The following is a 25,458-nucleotide window of genomic DNA, read 5'->3' on the forward strand; positions in this document are numbered from 1 at the left end:
GCTGTTCGAGAACCGTCCGCCGCGGCGTAGGGCGCGCCGTGCGGACGGCCTCGTCCAGCATTGTCATGCAGAAGTGAGAGGGGAGCATTCCGCTCCCCTCTTTTCTATTTTGCTGCAGTTGCGCTAGATCAATGCGAATGCTTCCATATGACGTCCGCGCGGGGGCGGGCCTGGAAAAGCTTGATCCATGATTGCACTGGTCCGCATCGCCCTGAGCCGGCCGTACACCTTCGTCGTGCTCGCGCTGCTGCTTCTGATCGTCGGGCCGCTGGCCGCATTGCGGACGCCGACCGACATCTTTCCCGATATTCGCATTCCCGTGATCGGCGTCGTGTGGCAGTACACCGGACTACCGCCCGACCAGATGTCCGGCCGTATCACGACGCCGTTCCAGCGGGCGCTGACCACGACCGTCAACGACATCGAGCACATCGTCGCCAATTCCTATAACGGCTTCGGCATCATCAAGATCTTCTTCCAGCCCGGCGTCGACATCCGCACAGCGAACGCGCAGGTGACGGCGATCTCGCAGACGCTGCTGAAGCAGATGCCGCCGGGCGCGACGCCGCCCTTGATCCTGAATTACAGCGCCTCCACCGTGCCGATCATCCAGGTCGCGCTGTCCGGCGAGGGGCTGACCGAGCAGAACCTCGCCGATATCGGCATCAACCAATTGCGCACGCCTCTGGTGACGGTCCCGGGTGCGGCCATCCCGTATCCGTTCGGCGGCAAGCAGCGCCAGGTGCAGATCGATCTCGACCCGACAGCGCTGCAGGCCCGCGGCCTGTCCGGCCAGGACGTTGCCAATGCGCTGGCCGCGCAAAACCTGATCACGCCGGTCGGCACGCAGAAGATCGGCGGCTTCGAATACAACATCCAGCTCAACAACTCGCCTCTGAAGATGGAGGAGCTCGGCAACCTGCCGATCAAGGCCGTGAACGGGGCGATGGTCTATATCCGCGACGTCGCATCGGTCCGCGACGGCAACCCGCCGCAGACCAACATCGTTCACGTCAACGGCAACCGCTCGGTCCTGATGATGGTGCTGAAGGCCGGCGCCACGTCGACGCTCGACATCATCTCCGGCATCAAGCAGAAGGTGATCGAGGTTCGCGACCAGCTGCCGGACGCGCTCAAGATCGGCTTCATCGGCGACCAGTCGGTGTTCGTGCGCTCGGCCATTTCGGGCGTCGCCTTCGAGGGCCTCATCGCCGCGCTGCTCACCAGCGTGATGATCCTCCTGTTCCTCGGCAGCTGGCGCTCGACCATCATCATCGCCGTCTCGATTCCGCTGTCGGTGCTGGGCGCGATCATCATGCTGGCCGCGATCGGCGAGACGCTGAACATCATGACGCTCGGCGGGCTGGCGCTCGCGGTCGGCATCCTGGTCGACGACGCCACGGTGACGATCGAGAACATCAACTGGCACCTGGAGCAGGGCAAGGACGTCGAGCCCGCGATCCTGGACGGCGCCAACCAGATCGTGACGCCGGCCTTCGTCTCGCTGCTCTGCATCTGCATCGTGTTCGTGCCGATGTTCTTCCTGACCGGCGTCGCCCGCTTCCTGTTCGTGCCGATGGCGGAAGCGGTGATGTTCGCGATGATCTGGTCGTTCATCCTGTCGCGCACGCTGGTGCCGACCATGGCGAAATATCTGCTGAAGCCGCATGTCGCCCATGGCGAGCATGGCCCGGCGCCGACCCGCAATCCGTTCGCGCTGTTCCAGCGCGGCTTCGAGGCGCGGTTCGAGCGCATCCGGTCCGGCTATCGCGGGCTTCTGACCCTGGCGATGCAGGGGCGGGCGGTGTTCCTGCTGGGCTTTCTCGCCTTTGTCGGGCTGTCGTTCCTGCTGGTGCCTTATCTGGGCCGCAACTTCTTTCCCGCAGTCGATGCCGGCTCGATCCTGATGCATGTGCGCACCCAGGTCGGCACCCGCATCGAGGAAAGCGCCAACCAGTTCGCCGAGGTCCAGAAGGCGATCCGCAAGATCATCCCGCCCGGTGAGATCGAGACGGTGGCCGACAACATCGGCATGCCGATCTCCGGCATCAACATGACCTACAACAACACCGGCGTGATCGGCGCGCAGGATGGCGACATCCAGATCAAGCTGAAGGAGGGCCATCGCCCGACCGAGACGTATGTGCAGGCCCTGCGCGAGCAGTTGCCGCGTCAGTTTCCGGGCATGAGCTTCGCATTCCTGCCGGCCGATATCGTCAGCCAGATCCTGAATTTCGGCGCGCCGGCGCCGATCGACCTGCAGGTGCGCGGCGCCAATGTCGCGGCCAACTTCGCCTATGCGGGCAAGCTGCTCGCCCGCATCCGGCATATCCCGGGCATTGCCGATGCGCGCATCCAGCAGTCGGCGAGCAACCCGACCTTCAACATCGATGTCGACCGCACCCGCGCGCAATATGTCGGCCTGACCGAGCGCGACGTCACCAACAGCCTGGTCGTCAACCTCGCCGGGTCATCGCAGGTCGCGCCGACCTATTATCTCAATCCCGATAACGGCGTGTCCTATTCGATCGTGATGCAGACGCCGCAATTCGCGATCGACTCCCTGAGCAAGCTGGAGACGCTGCCGATCTCCGCGACCAATTCGCCTTCGGCGCCGATCCTGGGCGGCATCGCCGACATCAAGCGCTCGAGCTCGAGCGCGGTGGTCTCGCAATACGACATCCAGTCGATGGTGCAGATCTATGCGACCACGCAGGGCCGCGACCTCGGCGCCGTGTCGAACGATGTGAGAGCCGCGATCGCCGACACGTCCAAGGAGGTGCCCAAGGGCTCCTCCGTGGTGCTGCTCGGCCAGGTGCAGACCATGAACAGCGCGTTCTCCGGCCTGCTGTTCGGCCTGCTCGGCGCCGTCGTGTTGATCTACCTCCTGATCGTCGTCAACTTCCAGTCATGGTCCGATCCGTTCGTGATCATCACCGCGCTGCCGGCGGCGCTCGCCGGCATCGTCTGGATGCTGTTCCTGAGCCACACCACGCTGTCGGTGCCGGCGCTGACCGGCGCCATCATGTGCATGGGCGTGGCGACCGCCAACAGCGTGCTCGTGATCAGCTTTGCCCGCGAGCGTTACGAGGAGCTTGGCGATCCCATTGCGGCGGCGATCGAGGCCGGCTTCGTCCGCTTCCGTCCGGTGCTGATGACCGCGCTCGCCATGATCATCGGCATGACGCCGATGGCGCTGGCCCTGGGTGAGGGCGGCGAGCAGAATGCACCGCTCGGCCGCGCCGTGATCGGCGGCCTGATTTTTGCTACCTTCGCCACCTTGATGTTCGTTCCCGTCGTGTTCAGCCTCGTGCATAAGAAGCGCGCCGGCAAAGACGCCGCCGCATTGGAGACCGCGCATGCCCACTGAAACGCACAAGCCGGTCTCGCGCGCAAAGCTCGGGATGTTCGCGCTTGCCGCCGGTGCGGGGCTGGTGTTTGCGGTGGTCACCGGGATCCGCGCCCGTGAAGACAGCGACGCCAAGCTCAAGGAATGGACTGACGACCAGGCGATCCCGACGGTTGCGGTGATCAGTCCCGATGCGAAGGCGTTGAGCTCGACGTTGGATGTGCCGGGGCGGTTGGAAGCTTATTATCGCGCCCCGATCTTCGCCCGCGTCAGCGGTTACTTGAAGAGCTGGAGCGCCGACATCGGCGCGCCGGTGAAGGCGGGCCAGGTGATTGCGGAGATCGAGGCGCCCGACCTCGATCAGCAGCTGTTGCAGGCCCGCGCCGACCTGACCAGCGCGCAGGCCAGTGCTGCGCTGTCGGAAGCGACGCTGAACCGGCGTAAGACCCTGATCGCCTCGAACTTCGTCTCGATGCAGGAGATCGACGAGCGCACCGCCGACCTCAACAACAAGAAGGCCGCGGTGAAGTCCGGCCAGGCCAATGTCGAGCGGCTGGAGGCGCTGGCCGGCTACAAGAAGATCACCGCCCCATTCGACGGCGTCGTCACCGCGCGCGACACCGATGTCGGCGCGCTGATCAATGCCGGGGGCGGCGGGACGCCGATGTTCGTCATTTCGGACATCAAGAAGCTGCGCGTCTATGTCAACGTGCCGCAGAACTACGTGCCGGCGGTGAAGATCGGCGCCAAGGCCACGATATCGGTGCCGGAATATCCGACCCGAAGTTTCGAAGCGACGGTGGAAGCCTCGGCTCAGTCCGTCGACGTCGCTTCCGGCACCACGCGGATGCAGCTCGGGCTCGATAACAGCAAGAGCGAGCTGATGCCGGGCGGCTACGCCAGCGTGAAGCTGAACCTGCAGCGGGACAGCAAGCCGTTGTACATCCCGGCCAGCGCCGTTCTGTTCGATCAGAACGGCCTGCGCGTCGCCACGGTGGATGCGGACAACAAGGTCAAGTTCAGGTCGGTGACGATCGCGCGCGATCTCGGCCGCAACATCGAGCTCGGCTCCGGGTTGACGGTGGGGGATCGCGTCATCGTCGCGCCCCCGGATGGCTTGGCCAATGGCGATCAGGTCCGCGTCGCCGGTCCCAAGAAGGATGCCAAGCCCGAGAAGCTCTCCGCCGCGCAGGACGGCAAGGGCTAGGGCGGCTGCAAACGTTAGCGGGAGCATGCTCTGCGAGCGTCGCCCAGCGTAGCGCGAGCTGTCTCGTCCGGATTAGCTGGACGTCTCCGACTAACTTTCGAGCAGTTCGTCCACGGCCTTCAGAATCGCCGATTTGTTCTCCTCACTATGAGTGGCCCAGCCGTGAAGATTGTGGGGCGCGCCGGGCAAGGTGAGCAGCCTGAACTGTCCATTTTTCCGGAGCTCTTCGCCGTAGATCTCGACGACCCGAGGCGGAATGATGCGGTCATCCTCGCCGATGATCAGGAGCGACTTACCGCAAAAGCGCGCCAGATTCCGCTTCAGTGAGCAGCGTTCGAAGCTGGACGGTTTCCTGATCGCCTCGGTGAAGCGGTCGTCGAATGGCAGGTCAGTGCTGTCATCGGCATACAGGGCAGGGCAGAATAGGACCAGAAATGCCGGAGCGGTGGCCGTGAGGATGCTGGTAGCGACATGGCCACCCATGCTCGTTCCGATCAGAATGGTCGGCCGCTCGTTCATCTCACGGAGCGCAGCAGCGGCTTGGGACGAGCGCCTCGAGAGACTGGAGTGCGCAAGATGCCCTGAGCTGTCGCCGTGGCCGGAGAAGTCAAAGCAGAACAGGCTCGATCCGCCCGAGACTAAATGTTCCGCTAGATACCTGATGCGCTCACGGCCCGCAGGACCCGCGCCATGCAACGAAAGCGCCACCTCGTGAGGGGCGTTCGGTGGGATATAGTGTGAATAGGCGAGGGTCTCGCCGTCGGCCTGAAAAATTCCGGTCAACATGTTCTAGATTTCGGAGTGTTAGGCGGCGGTCGATCCTCGCGGAAGCACCTTACCACTCGTTGCTCTGGTGCGCCATTGCCGGTCACGATGATCTCTAACCAGACCGGCGCGCGAACCATGCTCAGCGGATATGCGAGTGCGATCTTATGACCCGCTGGACTATGACGAAAACGTCAGCGCTCGACGCGCCGAAGGCAAGTTGATCGGCTGCGAACGTAATGAAGACCCCCACTACGCTATCGAGCGCCGTCCAAGTCTCGGAGGATCGACTACGTATACTCCTCACTAATCTCGCCGATTTGAAGGCAAAGCCGTGCTGATCGCGATCGCTACCGGTTGATCGCATCGATCGGCATGGACCTGCATAAGCGTGTGATGAGCACGCGGCCAACAACCTTCTCGTCGAAGGGCCGCCATGGCGCCATATTCCCGGTTACGTTGCGAGCTTGCCTCCCAAGTCGGGGCCTATTCGATTGACGGTCCAATATTCGTGGTAGTGGCTCATGACATATTGTCCTTCGCGACGGAGGCTGCTGCTGTCGGCTTCCAGCGCTGCGGCCGCATTCGGCCTTGATGCGCAGCTAGCGGTCGTTGCGGCGCGGCCGCATCGTCGTACCGAGGATCCGGAGCCGGGCTATTTCCGCGCGCGGATCGGCGAGGCAGAGATCATTGCATTGTACGATGGCGTCTGGGAGAAGCCGCACGAAACGGGCTTCATCAGCAACGCGAGCGTGAGCGAGACCAAGCAGGCGCTCGCCGCGGCCGGCCTGCCATCCGCATTCGTCACGATCCCGATCACGACCTATGTCGTCAGGTTGAAGGGCAAGACCGTGCTGTGTGATGCCGGCGGCGGGGGCCAGGTGCAGGGCTTCAATCCCGATTCGGTGTTCGTGTCCGGCCGCATGCTCGGCAATCTGAAAGCGGCCGGCATCCAGCCCAGGGACATCGACACGATCCTGGTGTCGCATTTTCATCCCGATCATATTTTCGGTCTGCTCGGCGAGGACACCAACGCGCCGGTCTTTCCCGATGCCGAGATCATCGTCGCTGCGACGGAATACAAATGGTGGACCGATGCGTCACTCACTGGCCGGTTGCCGCCGGGCCGGCAGCCGCTGGCCCACCGCATCCAGACCGTGATGCCGAACTGGAAGAATATCTTGCCGGTCGAGGGAGAGGATGAGGTCGTTCCCGGCATTCGCTTCGTCAGCGTGCCCGGCCATACGCCTGGGCACACGGCCTTTCATCTCAGCTCCGGAAACGAGCAGCTGATGATCTCGAACGATACCGCCTACGTGCCGGCGCTGTGCGCGCGGCATCCCGGCTGGCACGGCGCATTCGATCAGGACGGCCCGATGGCGGAGGCCAGCCGCCGCAAGCTGCTCGACCGTGTGGTGGCGGAGCAGATGCTGATCTGCGGTTCGCACTTCCCTTGGACCGGCTTCGGCCGGCTCACGCGCGACGGCGGCAGCTATGCGCTCGACATGCTCCACGCATGACCCCATGCGGGTCGTTGGAGCAGGGTGCCGCGCATGACGATGAAAACCCACTACGAGGTTCTCGGCGTCTCGCCATGTGCCGATATCGAGACCATCAAGCAGGCTTTTCGCAAGGCCGTGAAGGCGCATCATCCGGACCTGCGCCGCGGCCATGACGCCGATGCCGATCGGCACGTCAAGATGATCATCGCCGCCTACAGGGTGCTGCGCGACGCTGGTCTGCGCGCGGAATACGACGGCCTGCTTGCCGAGGCGCGCGAGCGCGCGCGACTGGAGCGTTGGAACGCGATCGTCCAGTTCACGGCGATGGCAGCCGTCCTGAGCATCATCCTGATCGGATTGGAAGTTCTGTTCCTGCCCTCGATCCGGGACTGGGTCTCGATCGACTCGATCCGGTCAATGGCGTTGCGATTGCAACTGCAGTCGCGGTCCGAGCCTGCGCATGAGCCGAGCGCCGACGCGGCATCGGCCTGGAGCGCGCAGGAGACCGGTGCTGTGCCGCCGGCGGCGCACCGAGCGGAGACCGATGATCACGATCTTGCGCGAACGCCGAGGTTTCCGCTCGGTGTCGCACCGGCGCAAGACATGCTCATGAGCCTCAGTGTGGAGGAGCCTTCCACGGCTGCCGCCTTTCTCGAACGGGCTCTGGATTTCAGCCGCAAGGGTGAGCTCGATCGCGCCATCGCCGACTTCGACGCGGCGATCCGCCTCGCGCCCGCCAATGCGGAAGCCTATGGCGATCGCGCCCGCGGATGGAGCCGCAAGGGCGACCTCGATCGCGCGCTCGCCGATTACGATCAGGCGATCCGGCTCGATCCCAAGAATCCGGGGCTGTTTCACGATCGCGCCCTGATCCGGCAGCAGAGAGGGGAGTTCGACGAAGCTCTGCTCGATCTGGACCACGCCGTGCGAATGAGCTTCAGCGATGCCGACGTCTATAGCGATCGGGGCGCGGTGTGGCTCGCCAAGGGCCGCTACGATCGCGCGTTGGCCGATCTGGACCGGGCGCTCGCGCTCAACCCGCAGCTACCGAGTGCGCTGGCGCGTCGCAACGCGGCGCTCGCGCGCAAGCGCGAACTCGCGGGCAGTGGCCGCGAGCCGCCTCCGGCGCCCGGTACTGATATGACCAGCTCGGTGCCGAAGACGACACCGGGCGGAATGCGTTGAACCGACGGCGACCTGACACGGGAGACGTGAGGTAAACCGAAGCTGCAGCTACGACAGCTGCCACTCCGGCACGCCGTCCCCGGCGGTGGTGATCTCGCCGATCGACCCGACCGGCGTGCGATCGAGATCCATCAGCGCTGCGAGTGTCGTCGTGTCTCGTCCCGGCACGCGGGCGAGCGTTCGTGCATTCGCTTCGGTGCGCAGCATGACGGCGCCATGCTCGATCTCGCCATCGCGATCATAGAGTACGGTGAAGCTTTCGACCTTGCCCTTGCCGCTCGCCTCGGTCACGAAGTCCGGCACCGCGCCGCGGCTGCGGTCGGCGATGGCCTGCACGCTCGTCTCCTGCGCAAGCGGCGCGCGCGGCGCCTCGCGCGACAGCACCAGCGCGTGGTGCTTGGTGACGAAGCCGCCCTGGCCGTAGAGCAGGCCGCGCCCGGCGCCGCCGCGCACTCGGCGCACCATCGCACAGGCGGCATGCGTCATGTAGGTGTTGAGCGGCGCGCCGAAGAAGGTCAGGCCGCCGGTCACGGTCGGCTCGACATCTGTCCCAAGGCCGAGCGTCCGCCGCGCCATCTTCGGCACGCAGGGAAAGCAGCTATAGAGTTCGATGACGTCGAACGCGCTGCCGTTATTGCCGCCTTGGCCATCGACCAGATCCAGTGCCGCGTGCAGCACAGCGTTTTGCGGATGGCTTTCCACGAACTGGTCGCGGGCGAGGTAGTCGCGCGGGTCTTCGGCGGCCGCGCCGCCGAGCGGATACACCATGCGGTTCTCGGCAATCCCGGCGGCACGTGCGCGGGCGAGGCTGGTCAGGATCAGCGCCGCGCCCATGTTGACCATGGGATTGGCCACCATGAGCTTGGTATAGGGCCAGGCGATCGGACGGTTGTCGGCGGAGGGCGTGATGATTTCGTCGGACGAAAAATGCCGCTTCAGCCAGGCATTCGGACTGTAGGCCGCCACCGCCGAGTAGCGCGACCACAAGTCGCCGGATTCCTGCAGCGCTTTGCGCGGAGTCTGGCCCCAGGCCGCCGAGGTCGCGACCTCGTAGAAGGGATAGACCGATACCGGGCGGAAGACGCCGAGCTTCACCGCAAGCGGCTTCTGGAATGCAGCGCCGCGCTTGGGCTCCTCGACATCATGCGCGAACGGGGTCCAGGGCAAAGTCACTCCGGCGCGCTCGGCCTTGGTCGCGGTCGATTGCGCTTCCGCGCCACAGACCACCGCCACCTCGCATTCGCCGCGCGCGATGCGCAAGGCGGCCTCGTGCAGGAAACGGATCGGACTCTCGCCGCCGACCGGGCCGTAATGGGAATGCGCGGGCGTCATACCCAACCGCTGCGCCAGGAGCTTGTCCGGATCGCGGTAGCGCCAGCTCAGGAAATTGACCACGTCGAGCGAGCCGGTGTCGCCGATCAGCTTTGCCCCGGCGTCGAGCTCGGCGCGCCGCGCTGCCTGTTCGAGCAGGGCGAGCGGCTCGAGTCCCTCCAGGATGTCCTTGGGGCGGTCGACGATCTCGCCGACGCCGACGATGACGGGAATGCGCTCGGCAGGAAGCGAACCGGCGGCCGAAGTGGTCAACATGGCGTTTCCAAAGGTGCGGCCGATTGCGGCCGTCATGTTCTGTCGTTACATCGTTCTGTCATTGCGATGCGGCGCAGGCAATGCAGAAATGCGCAACGCAGACGCGCAAGCCGGACTTCCGCCTGGTCCGGTCAGCGCATAAAACGAGGCTCACGCCCGTGATGTCCGGAGGATGCCGTGTCGGAAGAGAACGTCTACATCCCGCCCAAGGTCTGGACCTGGAACAAGCCGAGCGGCGGCCGCTTCGCCAACATCAATCGGCCGATCGCAGGTCCGACGCAAGAGAAGGAATTGCCGGTCGGTCGTCATCCCTTGCAACTCTATTCCCTGGCGACGCCGAACGGCGTCAAGGTCACGGTGATGCTGGAGGAGCTGCTCGCCCTCGGCCACTCCGGCGCCGAGTACGACGCCTGGCTGATCCGCATCGGTGAGGGCGACCAGTTCGGCTCGGGCTTCGTGGCGGTCAATCCGAATTCGAAGATCCCGGCGCTGATGGACCGCAGCGGCGAGGTGCCGATCCGCGTCTTCGAAAGCGGCTCGATCCTGGTCTATCTCGCCGAGAAGTTCGGCGCCTTCCTTCCGACCGCGGCCGCGGAGCGGGCCGAATGCTTCAACTGGCTGTTCTGGCAGATGGGCGCCGCACCCTATCTCGGCGGCGGCTTCGGTCACTTCTATGCCTATGCGCCGACCAAGATCGAATATGCCATCGATCGTTTTGCGATGGAGGTGAAGCGCCAGCTCGACGTGCTCGATCGTCGCTTGGCGGAGAGCGAATATCTCGCCGGCAGCAACTACACGATCGCGGACATGGCGGTGTGGCCGTGGTACGGGGCGCTCGCCAAGGGGCTGCTTTATGACGCTGGCGAATTCCTCTCGGTTCATGAATACAAGAACGTGCAGCGCTGGACCGACCAGATCGCGCAGCGACCTGCGGTGAAGCGCGGCCGCATGGTCAATCGCGTCTCCGGCGACCCGAAGAGCCAGCTGCACGAGCGGCACGAGGCGAGCGACTTCGAGACCAAGACGCAGGACAAGATCGGGCAGGGCGGGTAGTCATTGCGTAGGGTGGGCAAAGCGCCGGCGTAAGGCGGCGCCTGCCCACCGACTTGCATCACGCCTGCAATGGTGGGCACGCTGCGCTTTGCCTCCCCTGCCGACCAGAGCGATCGCATATGGGGGAAAACTCGGCCGACGATCTCTCCCGCGGCCGTCCTTCGAGACGCTCGCCTCCGGCGAGCTCCTCAGGACGAGGGCTCGTTTGCGGCAAAATGGCAGACCCTCATGGTGAGGAGCGCCGCATGCGGCGGCGCGCCTCCGGACGATGCTACGCATCGCCGGGAGAACCATGAGGCCCCGGTCCAGTTTGCGCCATATGCGATCGCCCTGCCTACCGACCGGATCCCGCCTTCCCAGGGATGACAGCCCGTATGCTGCTATTCCATCCCCTTCGCCGGCGGGAAATCCATCCGCTCATTGGTGCGGCAATAGCGGTCGGCGAACATGCGCCCGACCGGGTGGAATAGCTCCATGTGCACCCGCATCTTGTCGCGATCCCATAATTCGTCACGAATGTAGAAATTGACGCCTTCGCCGAACACCAGCTGACGGTCGCCGTTGACGTCGATGATCTTCCAGGTCCGGCATTCCATTGCGAACGGGGCGTCGGCCAGCCGCGGCACCAGCACCGTGCTGGAGGGCGCTAGCTTCAGGCCGAGGTGATCGGGCTCGCTGATCTCGGGCGGGAAGTCGCCGCCGGTATCGTGCATCGCCTGCGCCAGCGGCTCGTCGGTGATGTGCACCACGAATTCCCCTGAGCGGCGGATGTTGACCAGCGTGTCCTTGATGCGGCCGTCCGGGCGCAGATTGATCGCGAACACGCAGAGCGGCGGGTCCTCGCCAAGCACGTTGAAGAACGAAAATGGCGCCGCATTGACTACGCCGGTCTCGCGCATGCTCGTCACCCAGGCGATCGGCCGCGGCAGCACGAAGGAGGTCAGGATCTTGTAGCGCTCGCGCGGGGACAGATCGGCGGGAAGATATTCCATGGTAGGTCCTGTTTGCTTGCGACGCCGGCGAGCGTAGTGCGCCGCAGCGTGGCGACCAAGCCGATAAAGCGGGCAGGAGCTGCGCGGAACGGAGCCGCTTAATTTGCCGCTTGCCGGAACGCTGCGGCGGCCGCGACGTTCGAAACTGCACAGAACACAGATCTGGAGGATCGCCATGAAAGCGATGATCAGTGCAGTTGCGATTGCGTGTCTGCTGGCGGCAGGCGCGGCGTCGGCACAGAGTGGATCGCAAAGCAATCCGCCGAGCGCGCAGAATTCCGGTGCCGGCATCCAGGGCGCGCCGGGGAACAAGAACGGGCCGCCGGCGGACAAGGGCACGGTCGGCTCCAGCACGTCGATGGATCGCCACAATCCTGACGTCAGCAACCAGGATCCGGCCAACGTCAAGGGCATGCCGGGCAACAAGAGCGGCCCGGCGGTCAAGTCGCCGTCGAAGCAGTGACCTGTCGGTCCGTCAGTCCGGGCGCGCGCGTTTGCTCGCGGCCGGACTGACAACAGGTAGGCGTCGCCATCAAACGCAAACGCTGCCTGTCAGGCAAATCACTTGCTCAGTCTCCTGCCGAGTGCGGGTGACCTTCGTGGCCGTGGCCCCGGCGATCGGAATGCGTGGAAAGCCGGATTTTGCCAATCGCTCCAAGCCGATCACCCATCCGAGCCTAGCCGTCACATCCGGCGGTGAAAATTCTTCTTTCGTTTTTTCAGAAATCATGTTTAACTCGCGCTGTCCCGCCTCATGCAGAGGGCGTATCGCGATCGTCACGGCACGTAGGGCGCGGGATGCGGTGGGCGCATCGGGCTGCAGCATGATCCGATCATGCGGACGAACAGCCTGGTGCGTAACGTGAAGTCGTGTGGTCCTGGCGTCCCGGTGCTGACGCCGTGCGCAACGTGTTCAACGCGTTGCCGCAGACGCGGTGATGCTCGCATCGTCGCGGATACGGGGGCAAGAAAGCCGGTCCCCGGGGAGATCACGTATAAACGTTCAAACCATCGCGCAGGGAAGGCCGGTCGATCCCGGTTGGACCTGTGGTGACTGCCGCCTGCTTTTTTTCTGCAGGCGGGCCGCAGGGCGTCAACCGGCGCCCGGCCTTCCCCATAGGCGTTAAGTTTATGCTTGAGTGTTGGAATCCGCCGTGATTCGAACAGGGGATGGCAGACGAATCGCTCCTGAACGAGGACTGGACGAGAGTGGTTGCGCAGCTGGGCGGGGCTGCGCAGCTCGAGAAAACTGCGCGCCAGACGAAGGCCTTCGCGCGTCGGCGGCAGATTCCAGATGCGGTGACGTTACTTCGGCTGATGCTGGCCTATTGTTTGGGTGAAAGAGGGCTGAGATCGACAGCCGCATGGGCGGCTTCTGTTGGCCTTGCCGACCTCACCAGCGTGGCGTTGTTCTATCGGCTGCGTCAATGTGGTGATTGGTTTGCGGTGCTGGTGGAGGGCTTGCTCGCTGCGGCAGCTCCGAAGGCGAGCCAAGGCCGCCTGATCCGCATCATCGATGCGACGACAGTGCCTCAGGCGGGACCGGCTGCGCGCAAGAACAGTGAGCTTTGGCGCGTTCATAGCGCATTTGATCTGCCCTATGAGCGCTTTGGTCACTTCGAGCTGACAGATCAGCAAGAGGGCGAAACGTTTGACCGGATACCAGTGGTCAAGAACGAGATCCGCATTGCTGACCGCGCTTATCTGCAACCTGACCGCATTGCGGCCGTCCGCGAAGCCGGGGCCGACGTTTTGATCCGAGCGGGCTGGAAGAACGCACGTTGGCTTGACGCCAAAGGCCTTCCGTTCGATCTGATGGCCCAATTGCGTGCCGCGAAGGCGCGCGGACTGGTCGATCGGGAGATTTGGATCAAGCGCAAGGGCGGCGCGCCTCTGGCTATGCGTCTGGTCGCAATCAAGAAGCCCACCGGTGCGGCTGCTGCTTCTCGGCGTAAAGCCCGGCAAGACGCAAAAGATGAAAACCGCATCATCTCCAAAGAAACTTTGGAGGCTGCGGATTGGGTCATTCTGATCACGTCGCTCGCGCGGGACGAGTTCTCCACCAAAGATGTGCTTGCGCTCTATCGATTGCGATGGCGGATCGAGCTTGGGTTCAAGCGACTGAAGAGTCTGATTGGCCTCAAGACGCCGCCAGGAACCGATCCGCGCTCTGCCAAGCCCTACCTGCTGGCCCACCTCCTGATCATCCTGTTGCTCGAGCCGCTTGCCAGCGACTTCGAGGACTCTCCCCACTGGACGCAGGCCGCTTAACGACGCCTGGCGCTTGGCGGGTCCTGCAGCAGCTCGTTGCATCCTTGCTGCAAGCAATCATTCCACAACCAACCATCCGTTGCTTGCGCCGCAGAAAACGCGCGTTGGGGCGCCACCTTCGCGAGCCTCCTCGAAAACGCAAGTATCAATCGATGCTCGCGCTACCTTAACGCCTATGCGGCCTTCCCTGCGCCCTCTCGCTCCCGAGTGGGTCTTGATCAGAACAACTCGGGCGCTCGAGCCGCGCCGCGGGGAGGTGGACGCGCGTCCGCGCCTTGCATCATGGCAGCGCGGCTGCAGCGTTGCTGACGAGCAGGTTGCTCGGGTCGGTCGGCGCGGGTGCGAGATCGCTGGATGTGTCGCCGCCCAAGAAGTTGTCGAGCGTCGCCTGGATGCGCTCCTTGACGGTGGTGGGGCCCCGGTCGCTCATCCAGGTGTGCTGGAACTCGGTTTTGACGATGTCGATTCCGTCCTTCTTTGCCACCTGGGGGGCCGGCAGCACACCCGGGTCGGTCTTGAACACGGGGTCATCGGAGCGGAACGACAGGATCTTGAGCTTGTCGCGGATGACGAAGGGAACCCGCAGATTATCGAGCGTCACGATCTGAGAGACGATGTCCGGATGTTCCTTGGCGAAATACATCGCAGTGTCGCCGCCATTGGAATGGCCGACCAGGGTCAGATGCTTGTAGTCGGCATTGGGGTGTCTTTTCTTCAGCTCGTCCAGCACGAACAGGATGTTGGCTTCCCCCTTCTTGTAGACAGGGAGCCGTCCGACATAGGGCAGGCCGATCTTGGTCACGAGCGGCGGATCGGTCGGCAGATCCTGCTGGATGCTGGCGACGAGATAGCCTCGCGCGGCAAATACGTTGGCCAGGAAGGAATATTCCGTGTTTCTGACAGTATTGCCATTACTGATGACGGCGACCGGCAGCCGCCAGACGCCGGCATCGGCCTTCATCTGGTAGTCCTTGCGCACGGCGACATCGACCGTGACCGGCCGTTGTCGTGCTGCGTCATAAAGGTCGAGGCTCTCATGCTCGATCCCCAATTTGCTCATCGCGACATAGCCCGCAACCGCCAGGGCAGAGACGCACGCCAGAACCGTTATTCCCCGTCTCATCGCTTCCGTCCCGATCAAATCTTCTTCTTATCTAAGAGGAGGAAACGCGGAGATCACGGAGCCGTCACACCGCGATGTTCATTAAATTTACGAAACGTGACGGAACGTCGCAGGAACTGCCGGCTGTTCCGAGAATGTCGATATGAACGCCCGGGGATATCGGAAAGGAGTGCGCGCGACCAGCCCGGCGGGGCTGGCTGCGTTCCTGCTCGTGTTTCAAGTTCGGGGTCAAAAGGCGGTGTAGCCGCCGTCGATCACGAAACAATCGGCTGTGTGATAGGACGAAGCCTTGCTCATCAGGTAGACGGCGATACCGCCGAAATCCGAAGGCTCGCCGAAGCGGCGCATCGGAATCCGCGGCATGACATTGGCGACGAATTTGTCGTTTGCCATGAGGCCCGCGGTCATGTCGCTCTTGATCCAGCCGGGCAGGATCGCATTGGCGGTGATGCCGTAGCGCGCGAGCTCGACCGCCAACGCACGGCAGAGCGCGTTGATCGCGGCTTTGGTGGCGGCATAGTGCTCGTTACGCGCCGTGCCGAACAGCGAGGCGAGGCTGGAGGTCGCAACCAGCCGGCCGAATGCGTCGCCTTTTTCTGCGCGCTCGGTCATGTGCTTGGCCGCGGCCTGGAACGCATGGAAGACGCCATCCAGATTGGTGGCGAACATCGTGCGCCATTCCTCCTCGCTGCGCTCGATGAAGGGTTTTCGGCCACCGCCGCCGATGCCGGCATTGGCAAAGCAGCCGTCGACGCGACCGAACCTGTCGAGCGTCGCTTTCATGGCCTCGTTCACGGACACAGGATCGGTGACGTCGCAGACGCGGGTATCGACCTGGCCCGGAGCTGCCGCCATCGAGGCCGCCGCCGCCAGGTTCTTCTCGGCATTGCGGCCCCAGATCGAGACATTGCAGCCACTCGACGCAAGTGCCTGCGCGATGCCGAGGCCTATGCCACCATTGCCGCCGGTGACGACGGCCACGCGGCCGGTGAGATCGAATATGCTCATGGGCGATCCTCCGAATTGATGGCGCGTCTCAGCTGCGCGCTTTCGCAACTCTCTTCCGATAGTCCGACCATGGACAAGGTGCGTACAAAAATCAAATATGCAGAAGGATCCGGCTGACCTTGGAATTCCACCACGGAGAATGCAGCCTTGGAAATGCTTTGAGAGGAAACCATGCAGTTCAAGCACGTCACGCTCGATTTCGACGGTTCGGTCGCCGTTCTGACGCTCGACCATCAGGAGGTCATGAACGCGGTCTCGATCGACATGCTCGGCGGCCTCGTCGAGGCGCTTGAGGAGATCGAGGACAGGAAAGCGGAGGTTCGTTGCCTGGTTTTGACCGGCGCCGGCCGTGCCTTCTGCACCGGCGCCAATCTGCAAGGGCGCAATCAGCAGAAGCCCGGCCGCAGCAATGCCGGTGCGGCGCTGGAGACCGCGTTTCATCCGTTCCTGCGTCGCTTGCGCAACCTGCATTGCCCGATCGTCGCCGCGGTGAACGGCCCCGCCGCGGGCGCCGGGATGAGCTTCGCGCTGATGGGCGACATGATCCTGTGCGCGAAGTCAGCCTATTTCCTGCAGGCGTTCCGCCGCATCGGTCTGGTGCCCGATTGCGGCTCGACCTGGCTGTTGCCGCGCCTGGTCGGCAAGGCGCGCGCGATCGAGCTGTCGCTGATGGGCGAGAAGCTGCCGGCGGAGAAGGCGCTCGAATGGGGCCTCGTCAATCGCGTCTTTGAGGACAGCGTGCTGATGGACGAAGCCATGAAGCTCGCCCGTGAACTCGCCAATGGTCCCACGGTGGCGCTCGCACTGATCCGCAGGCTCTATTGGGACAGCCCGGAGAATTCCTTCGAGGATCAGCTCAACCTCGAATATCAGCTGCAGCGCGTGGCTGGCGCGACCGGCGATTTCAAGGAGGGCGTCAGCGCCTTTCTGGAAAAGCGTCCTGCCAAGTTTCAGGGCCAATGATCGAGGCGGCGCTGTCCCTCTGCGTGGCGCGCTTCATGCCGGCGGCGACCGGCGTGAGGGGCGCTGTGAAGCTGTCGGGCGGCGCCAGCCAGGAGACCTGGCGCTTCGACATTCTTGGTCCCGGCGGCGATGTCGGCGCGATCCTGCGCCGCGCGCCGAAGGGCTATGGCGCCGCGCCGGGACGTGCGGCGGGCCTCGCCAATGAAGCGGCGCTGATGCAGCTGGCTTATGAAGCCGGTGTGCCGTCGCCGCGTGTATTGCACGTGCTGACGCCGGAGGACGATCTCGGCACCGGATTCATCATGCTGCGGGTCGAAGGCGAGACCATCGCGCGCAGGATCCTGCGTGATGCCGAATTCGCGGCCGTGCGCCCGCGACTTGCGCGCCAGCTCGGCGGCATCGCGGCCGGCATTCACGGCATCCCCCGCGACAAACTGCCGAGCCCGCGCGAAATGACGTCCGCGAGAGAGCTTGCCGAGCTGAGACGCGAATACCAGAGCTTCGGCTGGCCGCGTCCGGTGTTCGAGCTGGCCCTGCGCTGGCTCGCCGACCACGATCCCGGACCGCCTGACGAGGTGACGTTGGTGCATGGCGATTTTCGCCACGGCAACCTGATCATCGGGCCCGGTGGTGTTCGTGCCGTGCTCGACTGGGAGCTCGCTCATCTCGGCGATCCCATGGAGGATCTCGGTTGGATCTGCGTCAACTCCTGGCGCTTCGGCGAAATCGACAAGCCGGTTGGCGGCTTCGGCTCGCGTGAGGATCTTTTTGCCGGCTACGAGGCTGCGGGCCGCAAGGTCGACCCTGCGCGTGTGATGTTCTGGGAAGTGATGGGGACCCTGCGCTGGGGCGTGATGTGCTGCGGCATGATGCAGCGCTTCCGGGAAGCGCCTGATCATTCGATGGAGCGCGCGATGATCGGTCGCCGCGCTTCGGAGACGGAGATCGATCTGCTGCGGCTGATAGCGCCGAGGGGAGCCTGATCATGCAGGATGAACCGACACCGGCTGAACTCGCCAAGGCGGTCGCCGACTTCCTGCGCAGCGACATCATCCCGCTGATCTCCGGCCATGAGGCGTTCAAGCTGCGCGTCGGCATCAACGCGCTTGATCTTATCGTGCGGCAATTGGCAAAGGCCGGGCAGGACGAGGTCATGGAGCTGGAGCGGCTCAAGGCTTTGCTGGGTTCGGACGGCTCACTGTTCGAATTGAACCGTTCGCTCGCCGGGAAGATCGCCACTGGCGCGATCGATCTTTCGACCCCCGGGCTGAAAGAGCATCTCTGGCAGACCACGCTCGACAAGCTCGCCGTCGATCAGCCGAACTATGCGTCGTATAAGCGGGAGACAGAGAGGGAGAATGGCTAGCGCATCTCTCTCGCCTGTCATTCCGGGGCGCCGCGCAGCGGTGAGCCCGGAATCCATAACCACGATCGCGAGTATGGATTCCGGGCTCGCCCTCCGGGCGCCCCGGAATGACGAGATCCTGGAGAGCTTACCTCCCCAGCCATTTCGGCGGACGCTTCTCGGCGAAGGCCTTCGGACCCTCGACGTAATCCTGCGAATGGATCATCGCTTGCACCGCCGGATAATCGCGCTGCTCGGTGATGGCCTGCTCCAGCGATACGGCAAGGCCTTTTTCGATCGCCTGCTTCGACGCGCGGATCGACATCGGCGAGTTCTTGCAAATCGTCTCGGCCCAGCGTTCTGCGGCCGCCAGCGCCTCGCCTTGTGGCACGACCTCGTTGACGAAGCCGAGCTCGAAGCCTTCGCGCGCGCTGACATGGCGCGCGGTCAGGATCATGCCCATCGCGCGCTTGAGCCCGATCTGTCGGGGCAATCGCTGCAGTCCGCCGGCAAGCGCGGCGAGACCGACCCGCGGCTCGGGCAGGGCGAAGGTCGCATTCTCCGAGGCAATGATCAGGTCGCAAGCGAGTGCGATCTCGAAACCGCCACCCATCGCGACGCCATTGACGGCGGCGATCAGCGGCTTGTCGCAGTCGAACCGCGAAGTCAGCCCGGCGAAGCCGCCCTTGTCCCAGCCGCGCGCGCCGCCGGCGGCTTGCCATTTCAGGTCGTTGCCGGCGCAGAAGGCCTTGTCGCCTTCGCCGGTGACGATCGCGACCCATTGCTCGGGATCGGCGGCAAAGTCGTCGAACACCCTGTTGAGCTCGTAATGGGCCTCGATATGCAGCGCATTGTACACCTCAGGACGCGCCAAGGTGACGATCGTGATCGGGCCCTTGCGGGTTACTTTCGAATATTTCAGCTCCATCGGCGGTCCCTCCAGTTTTTTGATGATGCGAAACGATTACACGCGACACTAGCGCAAGCGTGGCTCGTGTGGAGCTGCAAATACGCAAGGACGTCGCGCGTCACGAGCAGACCGCCGCTGATCACCTTAAGATGCGCCGACCGCGCGGCGAAGCGAACAACAAAATGCCGGGAGATACGCCATGGACTTTTCCTTGCCTCAGGATCTCGTCGCCTATCTCGATGAGCTCGACCGTTTCATAGCGGCCGAGATCAAGCCGCTGGAAGAGTCCGATGACAACATCCGTTTCTTCGATCACCGTCGCGAATGGGCGCGCACCGATTTCGACAATGGCGGCCTACCGCGGCACGAGTGGGAGGTGCTCTTGCGTCAGGCCAAGGACCGTGCCGACGGAGCCGGTCACCTTCGCTTCGCGATCCCAAAACGCTATGGCGGCAAGGACGGCTCCAATTTGTGGATGGCCGTGATTCGTGAGCACTTCGCCTCGAAGGGGCTCGGCCTGCACAACGATCTGCAGAACGAGCATTCCATCGTCGGCAATTTTCCGATCGTGACCATGCTCGACCGCTACGGCACCGATGCCCAGAAGGAGATGATCGATGGCGCGATCACCGGCAGATATCGCATCACCTTTGGGCTCACCGAGCCGCATCACGGCTCCGACGCCACCCATATGGAAACCCGGGCGGTGCCGGCTGTGCGCGACAGCGTCAAAGGCTGGCTGATCAATGGCGAGAAGATGTGGACCACCGGCATGCATGTCGCGACGCATTGCGCGCTGTTCGCCCGCACCTCCGGCCATGACGGCGACGCCCGCGGCATCACCTGTTTCCTGGTGCCGGCAAAAGCGGAGGGGGTGAAGGTCGAAGAATATCTCTGGACCTTCAACATGCCGACCGACCATCCGCGTGTCTCTTTCACCGATGTGTTCGTGCCGGAAGACGCTGTGTTCGGCGAGGTCGGCCGCGGCCTGTCGCTCGCCCAATGTTTCGTGCACGAGAACCGCATCCGCCAAGCCGCGAGCTCGCTGGGCGCCGCGGTCTATTGCATCAATGAGAGCGTGAGTTACGCGCGCGAGCGTAAACCGTTCGGCAAGGCGCTGGCCGAGAACCAGGCGATCCAGTGGCCATTGGTAGAGCTCGCCACCCAGGCTGAGATGCTGAGACTTCTGATCCGCAAGACGGCCTGGGAGATGGACCGGATGACGCAGGCGGAGGTGGAGCACTCGCTGTCTGACAAGGTCTCGATGTGTAATTACTGGGCCAACCGTCTCTGCTGCGAGGCCGCCGATCGCGCCATTCAGGTCCACGGCGGCATGGGCTATTCGCGCCACAAGCCGTTCGAGCACATCTATCGCCATCACCGCCGCTACCGCATCACCGAGGGCAGCGAGGAGATTCAGATGCGCAAGGTCGCGGGCTTCCTGTTCGGCTATATGGGAGCGGCAAAACGGTGAAGCCGGGCGCGGTCACCTCAACCGTTTCGCGCCGCGCGGTCCTTCTCATTCTGCGCCTTGATCGATTCCTTGGCCTTGGTCCAGTCGTCGTCGGTCCAGTCGCGCAGCTGATAGAAATTGCCGCCCATCGCGAGTGCCTGGCCGCCATCCATCGCGATCGTCTCGCCATTGATCCAGTCGCAGCCGCCGGAGATCAGGAACACGGCAAGGTTCTGCAATTCCTCCATCGTGCCGACCCGGCCCATCGGGTTCATCGCCTTGGTGCGCGCGCCGGCCTCGTCGCCGGGCTTGATGCGCTTGCTCATGCCCTCGGTCGGAATCTCGCCCGGAGCGATCGTGTTGAGGCGGATGCCGTAGCGGCCCCATTCGGTCGCCAACGACATCGTCATCGCGTGAATAGCCGATTTGCTCATCGCCGACGGCACCACATAGGGCGAGCCGTTGCGCACCCAGGTCACGGTGATCGAAACGACATTGCCCGGCTGCTTGGCCGCGATCCAGCGCCGGCCGACCGCATGCGTGACGTAGAAGGTGCCGTGCATCACGATGTTCGCGACCGCGTCAAAGCCGCGTGGACTGAGATCCTCGGTGCGGGAAATGAAATTGCCGGCGGCGTTGTTGATGAGATCGGTGAGGCCGCCTTCCTGGAAGATGTTTTCGATCATCTCCTCGACGGCCTGAGCGTTCCGGATGTCCACGCCATGGCTGGTGACGCGGCCGCCATGGAGGTCCATCAGTTCGGTCGCCGTCTCGTCGCAAACGATTTTCCGTCGCCCGCAAATATGCACTTCGGCGCCGAGCTGCAGGAAACGCGCGGCCATGGCCTTGCCGAGCCCGGTGCCGCCACCCGTCACAAGAATCCGTCGACCTGCGAGGAGATTGTCCTTGAACATCGTTCCTGCCTCAAAATCCCATCGTTAATTGGTTGATTGACTAAATCGCTCTGCCGGTTTCCTGTAAAGCCGGAAAGAAGATGAACAGGGAGAGCCGTTCGATGGAACGAGTCGCGATCGAGATCAAGGACGGCGTCGCCGACGTCCGGTTGGTCAGGGTCGACAAGATGAATGCGCTGGACATGGCGATGTTCGAGGCGCTGGTGAAGGCGACCGAGCGGCTGTCCAAGGAGAAGGGCCTGCGCGCGGTCGTGCTCTCGGGCGAAGGGCGGGCGTTCTGCGCCGGCCTGGACATGGGGCGCTTTGCGGCGATGAACGAGAACGGCGGCAACGGCATTGCCGGCGGCGAGACGCGCGATCTCACCGTCCGCACCCATGGTCAGGCCAATTTCGCCCAGCAGGCGGTGTGGGGCTGGCGCCAATTGCCGGTACCGGTGATTGCTGCGGTGCATGGCGTGGCGTTTGGCGGCGGCTTCCAGCTCGCGCTCGGCGCCGATATGCGCTACGTCGCGCCCGACACCAGGATGTCGATCATGGAGATCAAATGGGGCCTGGTGCCTGATATGGCGGGTACGCCGATCCTGGCGACGCTCATGCGCGACGATATCCTGCGTGAGCTGACCTATACGGGACGAGTCTTTTCCGCTGAGGAAGGGCAGTCCTACGGCCTGGTGACGCGCATCTGCGACGATCCGCGCGGCGCCGCGCTCGCGACGGCGCTTGAGATCGCGGGCAAGAGCCCGGATGCGATCCGCGCCGCCAAGCGCATGTTCAACAGCCTCTCGGTCGATCCCGGTCCGGCGCTGCTGGCCGAGTCGGTCGAGCAGCAGAAGCTGATTGGCAGCCCGAACCAGCTCGAGGCCGTTCGCGCCAATATCGAGAAGCGGGCGCCAAGGTTCGTTGACGTCTGATGCCCCTAGGCCTTCCCGAGCGGCCTCCATCTTCATCTTGCGCTGCGGCAAAAAAGTTGCAGACTGAGTGTTGCCGGGCCGCTTCTGGGGAGAAGAGCCATGTCGCCGCAGCCCATGCCTTCAGACGTTGATCCTTCCGACGCCGAGATCAGGCGCGATCGGGCCCAAGAGGCTCAGGCGATGGAGGACGATGCGAGGCTGCGGGAGGATATCCGGTTGCTGGGACGGATCCTCGGCGACACCGTCCGCGACCAGGAAGGTGCCGACGTGTTCGATCTGGTCGAGCGTATCCGGCAGACGTCGGTACGCTTCCACCGCGATGAGGACCGCCAGGCTAGGCGCGAGCTGGAGCAGATCCTCGACAGCATGACGATCGCCGAGACCGTGCGCATCGTCCGCGCGTTCAGCTATTTCTCCCATCTCGCCAACATTGCCGAGGATCAGAACAACATCCGCCGCATGCGCGCCCGCGCCGATTCCAATGGCGGGGGCGGCATGCTCGCCGAGACCTTGTCGCACGCGAAGGCAGCCGGCTTTGGCGCGGCCGATTTGCGCAAGTTCTTTGCGACCGCCTTGGTCAGCCCGGTGCTGACTGCGCATCCGACCGAAGTGCGCCGCAGGAGCACGATGGATCGCGAGATGGAGGTCGCCACGCTGCTCGATCGCCGCGAGCGGGTCCAGCTCACGCCCGACGAGCGCGAGGCCAATGACGAAGCGCTGCGGCGCGCGGTGCTGACCCTGTGGCAGACCAACCTGTTGCGCCGGACCAAGCTCACGGTGCTCGACGAGGTCACCAACGGCCTGTCGTTCTACGACTATACCTTTCTCCGCGAGGTGCCGGCACTGTTGTGCTCGCTCGAGGATCGCCTCAACGACGGCGAGGCCCTGGCCGGCGATCTCGCCTCGTTCTTGCGGATGGGCAGCTGGATCGGCGGCGATCGCGACGGCAACCCGTTCGTGACCGCTGAGGTCATGCGGGGGACCTTAAAGCTGCAGTCCAGTTTGGTGCTGCATTACTATCTTGAAGAGCTGCATTTGCTCGGCGGCGAGCTGTCGATCGCCGCGCATCTGGCGGAGATCTCCGAGGATCTGCGGGCGCTTGCCGAGCGTTCGCCGGATATCTCGCCGCATCGCAGCGGCGAGCCCTACCGGCTGGCGGTCTCCGGCATCTATGCGCGGCTGGCCGCGACCGCGAACAAGCTCGGCATTCAGATCAGCCGGCCGCCTGTCGGCGAAGGCGCGCCCTACAAGAGCGTCCGGGAATTCCAGGATGACCTCGATGTGCTGCATCGCTCACTGATCGCCAACAACGCCCGGGTGATCGCGCGCGGCCGCCTGAGGATGCTACGCCGCGCGGTCGATTGCTTCGGTTTCCATCTGGCCCGGCTGGATATCCGGCAGAACTCGGCCGTCCATGAACGCACCGTCGCCGAGCTGTTCGACACCGCGATGCCCGGGATGTCATATCTTGCACTGAGCGAAGAGGCTCGCATCGCGCTGTTGACGAGCGAGCTGCGCAATGCACGGCCGCTGGTGTCGCAATTCATCAAATACAGCGACGAGACGGTCAGTGAGCTTGCGGTGTTCCGTGCCGCCGCCGAGGCACATGCTACGTTCGGCGCGGACGTAATACCGCAATGCATCATCTCGATGTGCAAGGGCATGTCGGACATGCTGGAAGTCGCGCTGCTCTTGAAGGAGGTCGGGTTGATCGACCCCGCGGGGCGCAGCGCCGTCAACATCGTGCCGTTGTTCGAAACGATCGATGATCTGCAGGCCTCCAGCGGCATCATGGACCGAATGCTGGCGCTCCATGATTATCGCCGGCTGGTCGACAGCCGCGGCGCCGTGCAGGAGGTCATGCTCGGCTATTCCGACAGCAACAAGGACGGCGGTTTCGTCACCTCAGGCTGGGAGCTCTACAAGGCCGAGATAGGTCTGGTCGAGATCTTCGAACGCCATCATGTGCGGCTGCGTCTGTTTCATGGCCGCGGCGGCTCGGTCGGCCGAGGTGGTGGACCGAGTTATGATGCGATCATCGCGCAGCCCGGCGGCGCGGTGAATGGTCAGATCCGGATCACCGAGCAGGGCGAGATCATCTCCAGCAAATATTCCAACGCCGAGGTCGGCCGCAGCAATCTGGAAATCCTTGCGGCGGCCACCTTGGAGGCGAGCTTGCTGCACCCGCGGCAGCCGGCGCCGAAACGCGAATATCTGACCGCGATGGATCGATTGTCGGAACTCGCCTTCAAGGCCTATCGCGGCCTCGTTTATGAGACCGACGGCTTTGTCGAATATTTCTGGGCCTCGACCGTCATCAACGAGATCGCGACGCTCAACATCGGCAGCCGGCCGGCCTCGCGCAAGAAGACCCGCGCCATCGAGGATTTGCGTGCCATTCCTTGGGTGTTCTCCTGGGCGCAGTGCCGCTTGATGCTTCCCGGCTGGTACGGGTTCGGCAGCGCGGTCGAGGCCTGGATCGCGGAGCATCCGGACCAGGGGATGCCGTTCCTGAAGGAGCTCTATCGCGAGTGGCCGTTCTTCCGCATGCTGCTGTCGAACATGGACATGGTGCTGGCCAAGAGTTCGATCGCGATCGCCTCGCGCTATGCCGAGCTGGTGGCGGACGAGGACCTGCGCGAAAAGATCTTCGGCCGCATCCGCCGCGAATACCATCTGGCGATCGAGACGTTGCTCGACATCATGGGGCAGGACCGGCTCTTGCAGGGCAATTCGCTGCTTGAGCGCTCCGTGCGCAACCGCTTTCCTTATCTCGACCCGCTCAACCACGTGCAGGTCGAACTTCTCAAGGAGCACCGCGCGCAGAATCCCGATGAGCAGATTCTGCGTGGGATACAGCTCACGATCAACGGCATTTCGGCGGGCTTGAGGAACACGGGATAGTCGCGAAGGGCGAGTA

General features: G+C 63.8%; 21 protein-coding genes. 13 read left to right on the plus strand and 8 right to left on the minus strand.

The features are described 5' to 3' along the window. Positions 1-187 precede the first annotated feature (187 nt). Positions 188-3,370, plus strand: coding sequence for an efflux RND transporter permease subunit (locus QX071_RS23910; protein ID WP_315706253.1), 3,183 nt, complete (start codon positions 188-190; stop codon positions 3,368-3,370). Next, positions 3,360-4,556: an efflux RND transporter periplasmic adaptor subunit gene (locus QX071_RS23915; RefSeq protein WP_315706252.1), complete on the plus strand. Its 1,197-nt coding sequence runs from the start codon at positions 3,360-3,362 to the stop codon at positions 4,554-4,556. The genes QX071_RS23910 and QX071_RS23915 overlap by 11 nt, the downstream gene beginning before the upstream one ends. 90 nt (positions 4,557-4,646) lie before the next feature. Here QX071_RS23915 and QX071_RS23920 read toward each other — a convergent pair whose 3' ends face one another. Continuing rightward, positions 4,647-5,342, minus strand: a complete 696-nt coding sequence (locus tag QX071_RS23920; protein WP_315706251.1) for an alpha/beta hydrolase — start codon at positions 5,340-5,342, stop codon at positions 4,647-4,649. 503 nt (positions 5,343-5,845) lie between these two features. Here QX071_RS23920 and QX071_RS23925 point away from each other — a divergent pair. Further along, positions 5,846-6,841, plus strand: coding sequence for an MBL fold metallo-hydrolase (locus QX071_RS23925; protein ID WP_315706250.1), 996 nt, complete (start codon positions 5,846-5,848; stop codon positions 6,839-6,841). 33 nt (positions 6,842-6,874) lie between these two features. After that, positions 6,875-8,008, plus strand: a complete 1,134-nt coding sequence (locus QX071_RS23930; protein ID WP_315706249.1) for a J domain-containing protein — start codon at positions 6,875-6,877, stop codon at positions 8,006-8,008. Between the two features lie 48 nt (positions 8,009-8,056). On the opposite strand, the gene QX071_RS23935 is transcribed toward QX071_RS23930, so the two are convergent. Next, entirely contained in the window at positions 8,057-9,595 is a 1,539-nt protein-coding gene (locus tag QX071_RS23935) for an acetyl-CoA acetyltransferase (RefSeq protein WP_315706248.1), read from the minus strand. A 177-nt stretch (positions 9,596-9,772) separates the two neighbouring features. On the opposite strand from QX071_RS23935, the gene yghU reads away from it, so the two are divergent. Beyond that, positions 9,773-10,648: a glutathione-dependent disulfide-bond oxidoreductase gene (gene yghU / locus QX071_RS23940; protein ID WP_315706247.1), complete on the plus strand. Its 876-nt coding sequence runs from the start codon at positions 9,773-9,775 to the stop codon at positions 10,646-10,648. 380 nt (positions 10,649-11,028) lie between these two features. Here yghU and QX071_RS23945 read toward each other — a convergent pair whose 3' ends face one another. Continuing rightward, on the minus strand, positions 11,029-11,640 hold the full coding sequence (locus tag QX071_RS23945) for a flavin reductase family protein (RefSeq protein WP_315706246.1): 612 nt from the start codon (positions 11,638-11,640) through the stop codon (positions 11,029-11,031). A gap of 175 nt (positions 11,641-11,815) precedes the next feature. Here QX071_RS23945 and QX071_RS23950 point away from each other — a divergent pair, with 175 nt between their 5' ends. Continuing rightward, entirely contained in the window at positions 11,816-12,103 is a 288-nt protein-coding gene (locus tag QX071_RS23950; RefSeq protein WP_315706245.1) for a hypothetical protein, read from the plus strand. 69 nt (positions 12,104-12,172) lie between these two features. Here QX071_RS23950 and QX071_RS23955 read toward each other — a convergent pair whose 3' ends face one another. After that, a complete protein-coding gene (locus QX071_RS23955; RefSeq protein WP_315706244.1) occupies positions 12,173-12,466 on the minus strand; it encodes a hypothetical protein in 294 nt (97 codons plus the stop codon). A gap of 344 nt (positions 12,467-12,810) precedes the next feature. Between QX071_RS23955 and QX071_RS23960 the strand changes: the two genes are divergently transcribed. Next, positions 12,811-13,911 (plus strand): IS4 family transposase, encoded by a 1,101-nt coding sequence (locus QX071_RS23960; protein WP_315701243.1) that lies wholly within the window; start codon positions 12,811-12,813, stop codon positions 13,909-13,911. Positions 13,912-14,191: 280 nt separating this feature from the next. Here the strand turns inward: QX071_RS23960 and QX071_RS23965 are convergent, their stop codons facing one another. Beyond that, positions 14,192-15,034: an alpha/beta hydrolase gene (locus QX071_RS23965; RefSeq protein ID WP_315706243.1), complete on the minus strand. Its 843-nt coding sequence runs from the start codon at positions 15,032-15,034 to the stop codon at positions 14,192-14,194. A gap of 228 nt (positions 15,035-15,262) precedes the next feature. Beyond that, on the minus strand, positions 15,263-16,042 hold the full coding sequence (locus QX071_RS23970; RefSeq protein ID WP_315706242.1) for an SDR family oxidoreductase: 780 nt from the start codon (positions 16,040-16,042) through the stop codon (positions 15,263-15,265). A 171-nt stretch (positions 16,043-16,213) separates the two neighbouring features. Here QX071_RS23970 and QX071_RS23975 point away from each other — a divergent pair, with 171 nt between their 5' ends. From QX071_RS23975 to QX071_RS23985, 3 genes are read left to right on the plus strand one after another with little or no spacing between them, the layout of a single operon-like run. Beyond that, positions 16,214-17,005 carry an enoyl-CoA hydratase/isomerase gene (locus QX071_RS23975; protein ID WP_315706241.1) on the plus strand — a complete coding sequence of 264 codons (792 nt, stop codon included), beginning with the start codon at positions 16,214-16,216 and terminating at the stop codon, positions 17,003-17,005. After that, positions 17,002-17,988: a phosphotransferase family protein gene (locus QX071_RS23980; protein ID WP_315706240.1), complete on the plus strand. Its 987-nt coding sequence runs from the start codon at positions 17,002-17,004 to the stop codon at positions 17,986-17,988. Before QX071_RS23975 ends, QX071_RS23980 begins: the two co-directional genes overlap by 4 nt. Positions 17,989-17,990: 2 nt before the next feature. Next, on the plus strand, positions 17,991-18,371 hold the full coding sequence (locus QX071_RS23985; RefSeq protein ID WP_315706239.1) for a DUF6285 domain-containing protein: 381 nt from the start codon (positions 17,991-17,993) through the stop codon (positions 18,369-18,371). A 127-nt stretch (positions 18,372-18,498) separates the two neighbouring features. On the opposite strand, the gene QX071_RS23990 is transcribed toward QX071_RS23985, so the two are convergent. Continuing rightward, on the minus strand, positions 18,499-19,278 hold the full coding sequence (locus QX071_RS23990; RefSeq protein WP_315706238.1) for an enoyl-CoA hydratase-related protein: 780 nt from the start codon (positions 19,276-19,278) through the stop codon (positions 18,499-18,501). A gap of 181 nt (positions 19,279-19,459) precedes the next feature. Here QX071_RS23990 and QX071_RS23995 point away from each other — a divergent pair, with 181 nt between their 5' ends. Then, a complete protein-coding gene (locus QX071_RS23995) occupies positions 19,460-20,734 on the plus strand; it encodes an acyl-CoA dehydrogenase family protein (RefSeq protein WP_315706237.1) in 1,275 nt (424 codons plus the stop codon). A gap of 17 nt (positions 20,735-20,751) precedes the next feature. Here QX071_RS23995 and QX071_RS24000 read toward each other — a convergent pair whose 3' ends face one another. Further along, positions 20,752-21,627, minus strand: coding sequence for an SDR family oxidoreductase (locus tag QX071_RS24000; RefSeq protein WP_315706236.1), 876 nt, complete (start codon positions 21,625-21,627; stop codon positions 20,752-20,754). Positions 21,628-21,728: 101 nt separating this feature from the next. Between QX071_RS24000 and QX071_RS24005 the strand changes: the two genes are divergently transcribed. Both QX071_RS24005 and ppc read left to right on the plus strand, forming a co-directional pair. Next, positions 21,729-22,538 (plus strand): crotonase/enoyl-CoA hydratase family protein, encoded by an 810-nt coding sequence (locus QX071_RS24005; RefSeq protein ID WP_315706235.1) that lies wholly within the window; start codon positions 21,729-21,731, stop codon positions 22,536-22,538. 99 nt (positions 22,539-22,637) lie between these two features. Beyond that, a complete protein-coding gene (gene ppc / locus QX071_RS24010; protein WP_315706234.1) occupies positions 22,638-25,442 on the plus strand; it encodes a phosphoenolpyruvate carboxylase in 2,805 nt (934 codons plus the stop codon). Positions 25,443-25,458 lie beyond the last annotated feature (16 nt).

It is taken from the genome of Bradyrhizobium sp. SZCCHNS1022 (genome assembly GCF_032484835.1).
In the GTDB taxonomy this organism is placed as follows: Bacteria; Pseudomonadota; Alphaproteobacteria; order Rhizobiales; family Xanthobacteraceae; genus Bradyrhizobium.

Coding starts and splice junctions, on each gene's coding strand:
- QX071_RS23945 (WP_315706246.1), bottom strand. CDS start 11,640: ATGGAATATCTTCCCGCCGATCTGTCCCCGCGCGAGCGCTACAAGATC.
- QX071_RS23980 (WP_315706240.1), top strand. CDS start 17,002: ATGATCGAGGCGGCGCTGTCCCTCTGCGTGGCGCGCTTCATGCCGGCG.
- QX071_RS23975 (WP_315706241.1), top strand. CDS start 16,214: ATGCAGTTCAAGCACGTCACGCTCGATTTCGACGGTTCGGTCGCCGTT.
- QX071_RS23985 (WP_315706239.1), top strand. CDS start 17,991: ATGCAGGATGAACCGACACCGGCTGAACTCGCCAAGGCGGTCGCCGAC.
- QX071_RS24005 (WP_315706235.1), top strand. CDS start 21,729: ATGGAACGAGTCGCGATCGAGATCAAGGACGGCGTCGCCGACGTCCGG.
- QX071_RS23995 (WP_315706237.1), top strand. CDS start 19,460: ATGGACTTTTCCTTGCCTCAGGATCTCGTCGCCTATCTCGATGAGCTC.
- QX071_RS23930 (WP_315706249.1), top strand. CDS start 6,875: ATGACGATGAAAACCCACTACGAGGTTCTCGGCGTCTCGCCATGTGCC.
- QX071_RS23920 (WP_315706251.1), bottom strand. CDS start 5,342: ATGTTGACCGGAATTTTTCAGGCCGACGGCGAGACCCTCGCCTATTCA.
- QX071_RS23990 (WP_315706238.1), bottom strand. CDS start 19,278: ATGGAGCTGAAATATTCGAAAGTAACCCGCAAGGGCCCGATCACGATC.
- QX071_RS23925 (WP_315706250.1), top strand. CDS start 5,846: ATGACATATTGTCCTTCGCGACGGAGGCTGCTGCTGTCGGCTTCCAGC.
- QX071_RS23950 (WP_315706245.1), top strand. CDS start 11,816: ATGAAAGCGATGATCAGTGCAGTTGCGATTGCGTGTCTGCTGGCGGCA.
- QX071_RS23970 (WP_315706242.1), bottom strand. CDS start 16,042: ATGAGCATATTCGATCTCACCGGCCGCGTGGCCGTCGTCACCGGCGGC.
- QX071_RS23960 (WP_315701243.1), top strand. CDS start 12,811: ATGGCAGACGAATCGCTCCTGAACGAGGACTGGACGAGAGTGGTTGCG.
- QX071_RS24000 (WP_315706236.1), bottom strand. CDS start 21,627: ATGTTCAAGGACAATCTCCTCGCAGGTCGACGGATTCTTGTGACGGGT.
- ppc (WP_315706234.1), top strand. CDS start 22,638: ATGTCGCCGCAGCCCATGCCTTCAGACGTTGATCCTTCCGACGCCGAG.
- QX071_RS23910 (WP_315706253.1), top strand. CDS start 188: ATGATTGCACTGGTCCGCATCGCCCTGAGCCGGCCGTACACCTTCGTC.
- QX071_RS23915 (WP_315706252.1), top strand. CDS start 3,360: ATGCCCACTGAAACGCACAAGCCGGTCTCGCGCGCAAAGCTCGGGATG.
- QX071_RS23965 (WP_315706243.1), bottom strand. CDS start 15,034: ATGAGACGGGGAATAACGGTTCTGGCGTGCGTCTCTGCCCTGGCGGTT.
- QX071_RS23955 (WP_315706244.1), bottom strand. CDS start 12,466: ATGCTGCAGCCCGATGCGCCCACCGCATCCCGCGCCCTACGTGCCGTG.
- QX071_RS23935 (WP_315706248.1), bottom strand. CDS start 9,595: ATGTTGACCACTTCGGCCGCCGGTTCGCTTCCTGCCGAGCGCATTCCC.